Origin of the sequence: Borreliella japonica, from assembly GCF_030438115.2 — a bacterium.
GTDB lineage: Bacteria > Spirochaetota > Spirochaetia > Borreliales > Borreliaceae > Borreliella > Borreliella japonica.
This window is the reverse complement of the sequence record NZ_CP124061.1, coordinates 50,271-57,974: the sequence shown is the minus strand read 5'-3', so window position 1 is coordinate 57,974 and position 7,704 is coordinate 50,271. Positions and strand designations below refer to the sequence as shown.

Genomic DNA, 7,704 nt, shown 5'->3' with positions numbered 1-7,704 from the left:
TCAAACTCCAAAACGTCAAAAAGACCGTATGTTTTAAAAGAATGTGACAAAAAACCAATCTTAAGTAAGTATGATCTTAACCAATCAGATGACGAGCTTTCAGACGAGTTAGAGAGTGATAAATCAGATGAGTCAAAGAGTAATGAATCAAATGATTTTGGTGAAGAGGTTCAAGGCGAAGATGAGTTTTTTGATCTTCAAGAACATGAATTTAGCTAAATTTTTTAAATTTAAATATTTTTATTTTTTATAAAGCTTTTCAAGCTAGAATAATTTTTATTTGGAGAATATTAATGAGACGATTAATTTTAATTTCTTTTTTTGTTTTAAGCATTAATGCGTATTATTAATGCGTATTCTTACAATCTTCAAGATGATGAAGAGATTGCGGTTAAGTTCTTGTACGAAGAAGCAAAAATTATTGGCAATTCAACAGAAGAAACAGAATGAGCTTCTGTTGAAACTTTAATACTAATCATAAGATCTTGTTCACAGGTGTAGAGGTCGCAGTGATGGTTGTTTATAAATCAAATCTAGAGTAGAAGATTTAGAGTAGAAGATTAAATTTTGCTGGTATTTTGATTTATCAATTTTGTTACTTTTAAAAAGGAGTTTTATTTAAAAAAGATGTTAATATTTCAATACGATTTTAAGATTGAATTTTACAATTCAGTTGATTCTAAAAACAGCATTGGTGAAAGGCTTGCAGGCTTGAGGCCTAGGGTTGTTATTGTTACTCAAAATGGTGCTCCCGATTTGAATATTGTTATTCAAAATACATATTCTGAGAATAATTTAATAATTAGTAAAAAAACCAAACTTCAAATTTTTAATGTGCCTTTAAATTTTTCTGATTTTAAGACTGCAGATATTGTAAAAATTTATTATAAGAAGTTTACTCATCAACAAGATTATCAATTTATTATGGCTGGGTATTTAGCATCACCTGTTGAGAAAATTGGTGGGCTTGAGAATTTTAGCTTTGAGTGTGAATTATATCTTTTGTCCAGAGCCACTTTTTTAGAGAGGAAGTTTGAGTATAGAAATTTTAAAGGTAGTACTGTTGCTGATGCAATAAAATATGTGTTTAAGAATAAAGCAATTTTTTGTATGAATGAACTTGAAAAAACAAGAGTGATTAGCAAGAGTTTTGCTTGCAACTCACCAAAAGGTTTAATAGAATACTTGAGGCGACAAGGATACGTTGATTTTGTTGTTGTTGACATTGGAAATCTCGGGCAAGATGTTGATTCAAAATTTATTTTTACTAATTTTGGGCAATTTATTTCTGGTGAGTACAAAAGGCTTGAAGATTACGGACTTTTGTTTGTACCCCAGCAACAAGATGCTGGAAGCTTTAATACAAGTTTAAGCTTGTATCAAGCTCAAGTGATGTTTACTCACAACATTAAGATTGGAGACAATCTAAGCTTTAAAGACAGACATGGAAATAATATTTACTGTAAGGTTAAAAATACTAGCGCCAGACTAAGTAGCACTAGAGAGTGCGTTTTAAATCTTGAGCTTTACTCTGAGGGTGAAAAAGGGGTGTATTATGAACAACAACAATAATAATGGTTATGTAAGGTCAGGCAGTTTAAATGTGTCTTCTGTTGGTGTGTTAAAGCAATATCTTTTTGAAAATATTTTTATTTGCAGAATAGGTATTATTAAAAGTTTTGATTGTGAAACTCAAACGGGGGTTGTTGTTATTAAAGAGTATGAAGGGTTAAAGATTAGTGCTAGAAGTATATCTAACTTTAATCTTGATTTAGTAGAAGAAGATGAAGTTGTTTTGCTTCAAAGTAATTTTAATATTTTCCAAGAAAGCGATAATAATCATTTTGACAAAAATTATTATTACATTTTAAGTGTTCTTAATCCTAAAAAGATTGGCATTAAGCTTGATGGGCTTAATGTGAACTTGCAAGAGCTTGATACACAAAGCGAGAATATAAAATTTAAAGCTAAAAAGCTGATTATTGATGTAGATAATATTGAAATTAAAGGCAATTTAAAGATCAATGGAATTAAGTTCGAAAATCATGTGCACAGTTCTGGAACTCTAACGTATGTTAATGGTAGTGGTTTGCCAACAACTGCTACTGGAAAAACGGGTCCTCTTGCTTGAAGTGGCATAAAAAAATCAATACTAATTCATAATTTAGCTTAAGCTTGGTGTGTTGTTAATGAGTTTGTTGATTATTGCTTTCTACTAATAATAAGATCAAGCTTTCTACTTGATTTGCAAACTCTTTTGTTGCGGCAATTATTTTGCTTATTTGGTTGGTTGTTAATTTAGGTTGAACTTTTAGTTGTTCTTTTGTGGTTTTGTATTCATTTTTTACTTTTCTAAATTTTTCAGCTAAAACTTTATACTCTTTAGCGACTGATTTGTTGTAAAGCTTTGGGTTTGGGTGAAACTTTGATCCCAAGTCCCAGTTTATTTGACTTGAGTTTTCTTTTTCTTGCCATTCGTTAGCAGCATCTATGACTTGCTTTATGGTGCTTATTCCTAAGGGATCTTTAGTGTCTTCGAAAATAAGCTCACTTTTTTTTAGCTCTTCAAGCAATTTATTTTTTGTTTTTTTTGTATTCCCAGCATTAATATCGTTTTCATTGTTTTCGGTTGAGCTATTTGTTGTGTTTGGAAGGTTTTTCTGAGCCTTTGGTAAATGCTCATTCTCAAGAATTCTAGATTTTTCTAAATTTTTTATTGCATTTAATGCTTTCTCTAGAGATTTTCTAACTTGTTCTGCGTATTCTTTTGATATAAAGTTAGAATTTCTGCTTAAATATTCGTGGTTTTGGAATTGATTTTGTGTGGGGGTTTTTGTAGTATCTTTTAAAGTGTTATTTTCTTCTTTTTGATCAAAAATTTTGTCTTTATTGTTAATATTGATCTCTTCTTCAATTATATTAAGCATTGTTTGCTCGTTGGTGGTGCTTGAAATTTTGAATTCTACTGTAGTTGGATTTAAAGATTTTTGCATATTTGGGTCTAATTCGTGTTCTGCAATTTCATCAGAAGCCCCTATTAACAATAATTTTTCTTGTATTTTTGCAATTTCTTTTTCCGATTTGACCGCATTAATTTCTTCTAGTGTTTCTGGTGGTATTAAGCTTTCAGATTCAGATTTTAAGGAAAATTCTTGTTTTCCAGGTTCAATTTTTTCAATTTCTAAAATAGGAGGAGTATTTTGATTTGTGTTTGTTTTAACTTCTTTTTTAAAGCCTGATTCAATTTGTAAGCTATTTTTAATGACTTCTGAAATACTTTTTAATTTAGATTCATTTAAGGCTTTGTTTTTATCATTTGTGTCCATACTAGTATTGCAGCTAATAATAAGCAGTAGCAATGCAAATACTAAATTTGAAGCTTTTCTAAGCTTGTCTTTCAAAGCCTTACACTCCTTTTAAAACAAGAATATTGAAAAACATTATACTACATTTTATTGGATTTTTATTTTTATTTTAAAATCAAATAAAATCAAAATTAAAATAAAAAAATCCCCTGTTAAGGGGATTTAAGGGGGGTATCATAGATTTTATATTATTTTTAAATTTTTTATTCTTACTGTTTTGTAGAAATTAAATACTTTTTAGTAGTTTACTTTGGTGTATTTGTAATTTGATGTCTAAGTAGTAGTGTTGTTTTAATTATTTTTCTAAAATTCTCAGTACATTTTCTTACTACTCTCTTCTTTTTCTTCTTTTTATATTGACGCGGATTTGCTTTGTACTAAGTGTACATCATACTTTAAATTTTTCAGATTTATTAATAAAGGAGAACATCGGGTATATTCGATGTTCCTTTGAATATATTAAAATGTTGAAATGTAAGCTTGAAATTTTAAATACTAAACTAACAAAATGTTTTAAAATATTTAAACGACTTTAGTAGTTTACTCGATCTCTTCTTTTTTTTCTTCTTATTATTATTCTTCTTCTTCTTCTATTTCTTCGTCATCTAGAGGATCAGCATTTTCTTTTATTGCTGGTTTTGAGTGTAAATTTTGTTTTTTTTCATCTTTTTCTTCTTGGTCTGAGTCTTTTACCATATTATTAAGAATAGAGTCTATTAAAAATCCACGACCAATTGCGCTACAAGACATCATAAATACTAAAAACGAAATAAATATTATTTTTCTAACCATTTAATCATTCCTTTAACCTAAGCAACTTAAGTATAAGTATATACCATAAAATTATAATTATCAATTAAATAGATATTATTTTAAAGTTGAAATAACTTTAAATATATTCTTTTTGAATTACTAATTTCAGATTATTTATGTTTGTTAGTATTTCTAAGATTTGAGTGAAATTTTTATTTATTTTAAAGATTTGATTGTGAGGCAATAGATCTAATTCTATGTTGTTTTCGCTAATAGACACTTTATTGTAATCTATTGAATGGTAATCGTCTTTGTTTTTTATTTGAAATCTATAGATAGGATTTAAGTATTGTTCACTTACATTATTTTTAATAATATCTTTAAGACCTAGTAAAACATAATTTTTAGGTTTGTAGAGATCGTTTGGGGGATTGAGCATAATGTTAATGATATTGTTATTATTTTGGGATTTAAGGTTTAAAACAAATAAAAGGTCTTGATTTTGGAAAAAATCCTCAATATTTTGAATCTCTTTAAGTTTTTTGAAAGGTATTTTTTTTAAATTTTTTGAGTCTAATAATTTTTGATTTATTAAGATGCTAAGAGACTCTACTTCCCCTTGTGTAGATAAGATTTTGTCTTCTGCTTCTTGAAATTCATTTTCTCTGTTGATGCTAAAATCAATAGAGAATGTTTGAATTGGATAAGCTTGTTTGTAGTAATTTGCAATTCTTATTGGGTTTTGATTTGATTTTCTTATTTCTAATCTTTGAATTGATACTATGGGGATTATTTTTGCTTTGGGTTTTTTTTCTTGAATTGTTTGCTCTTTTTTTGAGCTTGTTGATTTTCTTTCTTTGGCGAAAAACAGCTCGCAAGATAAAATCAGAATTCCTAGTAAGATCAAAATAACCTTTTTGTCCATTTATTTATCTATTCCTTATCCTTTATGTATTTATTATACACCATTAATGATTATTATTATTGTATTTAAGTTTTATTAATTAAAAATATTTAAAAAAAAGGAGTAGGCATTGATTTTTACAAAAAGAAGTTCTCTAATGCAATAAAAGAACTTCTTTGGAGGTAGTTAAAAGTGTGCTATTTTATATTGCTTTTAATGGCTACAGTTTTGGCAACTGTTTTAGCTATTTTTAAATATAGCTCAATTTTTAAAAGTTGAATTTTTCAAGTGTTTCTTAAATTTATAAAAAGAGGCTCGTAGTGGGGAGCCTCTTTAAAACGTGTGTGGGAAGTGTTTAATAAATTTATTTTTATTTATTAAGATTAATAAATAAATTCTTTTAATTTTGAAGCATTGGTTAATATTTTTAGAGTATTGAAAATGTTTTGGCTTACTTTAATGTAATATTTTTTATTAGAATAAGAAGAGTAGAAAAGTTTAAGCTTACTCAAGCTTTTTTGAAATTTGGTAAAGTTGAGATATTTCCAGCTATGATTGGTTGATACGTAAAATGAGCTTCCAAATTGCAAATCACCAGATTTGTTGTTAGCCAAGATTGCTTTGTTTATGCTTAATAAGCTGTGGTAATGAAACAAGGGCATTAAATTAATTTCCCTTTTTTGTTTATCTTCGAAATTTAAACAACATCTTATGTAGTTATTTTCATAAAAATAATTAAAATCTTTATGGTTTTTTAATTTAAGCAGGTTTTTTAAACCCGCTTTATCCATATTATTTTTGTGAGCCAATATGCTTATTGATTTTAGTTTGCCTTTTGTAGTTGCAATTTTATCGTATTGTCCCAAATACTGTGCTTCTGATTTTACTTCAATTTTTGCATTTGATTCTATATTGTAAGTTCTAATGTAAAATTGTGTACAAAGAATAGCGTTTAAGGGCTTTGTATATTGGCTTTTATGAATTAGATTATTTTTAACTTCATTCATATTTATCTCTTGTAATACTTAGATTGTTTAAATTCTTATTTAAAATACTCAAAGTTGTGTACATATAAATTATTTAATTATTCCTCAGTCCAAATTATTTATATAAATTATCATTTTATACAAATTTTATCAATAGTTTTTATATTATTTTATAATATTTTTTTTTGAAATAAATAATCAATTAATATTGATTATTTTAAAATTATATTTTAATATAGTATAAATTTTAAATAAGGAGAATTAAATAATGACAAAATTAATGTACGCTATATTTTTAAGCACAATATTATTTATTGCTTGCGAAACTACAAGAATTTCAGATGAGATGGAAAATACTAGCGATGACGATTCAAAGGTTACAGCCCCAATGCAAGATAAGTCTATGAAATCAACTAAAAAATCTATGAAGTCAATTAAAAAGTAATAATCGTTACTTTTAGATTAATTTAAAATAACACTAATAATTTTTTTTAAAAAAACTTTTTTATTTGCTTAAATGTAAAAAAAGAGACCTTAAAAGGTCTCTTTTTTCTTTTGGAGAGTAAATCGGAATTACTGAATTGGGGCAAGAATATTAGTAGTTGTATTTACCAAATTTAAAATTATATTGTGAATATCTGCTAATAGAGCTTTTGAATTTTTTAATGTTAAGTTTTCATTTAATTTTAAAAGATCGTTTCGTAATTCGGGATTAGTATTGTATTCTTTAATAATGTCATCTACATCTTTTAGCCATTTTTCTTTAAGTGTTGTAAGTTGATTAAAATCATAGTAGAGTGTTTTTAAATTAGATTTGTTTAGATGTTGTAGCTTGTCTTTTACAGTTAATATTTTTGCGCTGATTTCTTCCATTGTTAATTGAATGCTAAAGCCTCTGTTTATAAGCATTTCTTTAATCAAGCTTAGGTAGTTTAAATCTTGGCTAAGTTTTGATAAAATTTTTCCAAGATTTAAAATTGTGCCTTCATTGAAATTTAAAGATGTATAAAACATTCTTCTTTCATCTAAATATACGTTTTCATCAAAATGAACTGTTGAATTTGCATTGAAAAATATTTTGCTAAATATTTCTTTTTTCATTCCAAATTGATCATCAGGTTCGCCCTTGTTAGAATCAATATCTCTTGTTTGAATAATATTCTCAGATCTCTCTAGTATTTTTTGTATCAACTCTTTAGCCTCAGGATCTATTATTTGCTTTGGAGCATTAGCATTAGCATTAGCATTAGCATTAGCTTTGTTAGGTTGTTGTAAAGCTGCTAAGTTTTGTTTGTTTTTAATATTGCCAGCTGCGATTTTTGCTGGATTTTTTAAAACATTAATAGCAGCAAGCAGATTATTTGTTTTTGGTTTGTCATGTTGAGTGTTTTTAGACACTTTTTCAATGTTTGATGAGTTATTTTTAATTGTTTTTGGTTTTACTTTTTTACTTTGGTTTTCTTTATTATTGTCTTTAACGACCTCTTGTGAGCAAGAAAGCAAAATTATCGCAGTTAATATATGCAATAAAAATATTGTAATTAATTTATTTTTTTTCAAAATGTTATCCTTTAATAAAAATTTTAAGTAATTATTATTAATTAATAATTTTAATTACCCAATTAATAACTTTAATTCAAAATTGTTATTGTACAAAAAAAATCGAAAAAAAAGAGAGCTTAAGCTCTCCTTGGGT

The 7,704-nt window shown here is 26.7% G+C and carries 8 protein-coding genes and 1 pseudogene; 4 read left to right on the top strand and 5 right to left on the bottom strand.

Annotation, left to right across the window (positions count from 1 at the left end):
* From QIA21_RS00610 to QIA21_RS00600, 3 genes and pseudogenes are all read left to right on the top strand, one after another.
* Nucleotides 1-219: pseudogene (locus tag QIA21_RS00610) on the top strand (hypothetical protein); the annotation flags it as partial.
* 408 nt (nt 220-627) lie between these two features.
* Nucleotides 628-1,572, top strand: a complete 945-nt coding sequence (locus QIA21_RS00605) for a DUF693 family protein (protein WP_301392709.1) — start codon at nt 628-630, stop codon at nt 1,570-1,572.
* Nucleotides 1,556-2,131: a DUF777 family protein gene (locus tag QIA21_RS00600; protein ID WP_301392712.1), complete on the top strand. Its 576-nt coding sequence runs from the start codon at nt 1,556-1,558 to the stop codon at nt 2,129-2,131. Before QIA21_RS00605 ends, QIA21_RS00600 begins: the two co-directional genes overlap by 17 nt.
* A 55-nt stretch (nt 2,132-2,186) precedes the next feature.
* Here the strand turns inward: QIA21_RS00600 and QIA21_RS00595 are convergent, their stop codons facing one another.
* From QIA21_RS00595 to QIA21_RS00580, 4 genes are all read right to left on the bottom strand, one after another.
* The gene (locus tag QIA21_RS00595) at nt 2,187-3,401 is read right to left on the bottom strand and encodes a hypothetical protein (RefSeq protein ID WP_301392713.1); all 1,215 of its coding nucleotides are present in this window, start codon (nt 3,399-3,401) and stop codon (nt 2,187-2,189) included.
* A 537-nt stretch (nt 3,402-3,938) separates the two neighbouring features.
* Nucleotides 3,939-4,157, bottom strand: a complete 219-nt coding sequence (locus tag QIA21_RS00590) for a hypothetical protein (protein ID WP_301392715.1) — start codon at nt 4,155-4,157, stop codon at nt 3,939-3,941.
* A 97-nt stretch (nt 4,158-4,254) separates the two neighbouring features.
* Nucleotides 4,255-5,043 (bottom strand): hypothetical protein, encoded by a 789-nt coding sequence (locus tag QIA21_RS00585; RefSeq protein WP_301392733.1) that lies wholly within the window; start codon nt 5,041-5,043, stop codon nt 4,255-4,257.
* A 362-nt stretch (nt 5,044-5,405) separates the two neighbouring features.
* On the bottom strand, nt 5,406-6,029 hold the full coding sequence (locus QIA21_RS00580) for a hypothetical protein (protein WP_301392720.1): 624 nt from the start codon (nt 6,027-6,029) through the stop codon (nt 5,406-5,408).
* Between the two features lie 247 nt (nt 6,030-6,276).
* Here QIA21_RS00580 and QIA21_RS00575 point away from each other — a divergent pair, with 247 nt between their 5' ends.
* The gene (locus QIA21_RS00575) at nt 6,277-6,453 is read left to right on the top strand and encodes an Lp6.6 family lipoprotein (RefSeq protein WP_301392722.1); all 177 of its coding nucleotides are present in this window, start codon (nt 6,277-6,279) and stop codon (nt 6,451-6,453) included.
* A gap of 128 nt (nt 6,454-6,581) precedes the next feature.
* Here the strand turns inward: QIA21_RS00575 and QIA21_RS00570 are convergent, their stop codons facing one another.
* Nucleotides 6,582-7,568 carry a complement regulator-acquiring protein gene (locus QIA21_RS00570; RefSeq protein ID WP_301392731.1) on the bottom strand — a complete coding sequence of 329 codons (987 nt, stop codon included), beginning with the start codon at nt 7,566-7,568 and terminating at the stop codon, nt 6,582-6,584.
* Between the last annotated feature and the right edge of the window lie 136 nt (nt 7,569-7,704).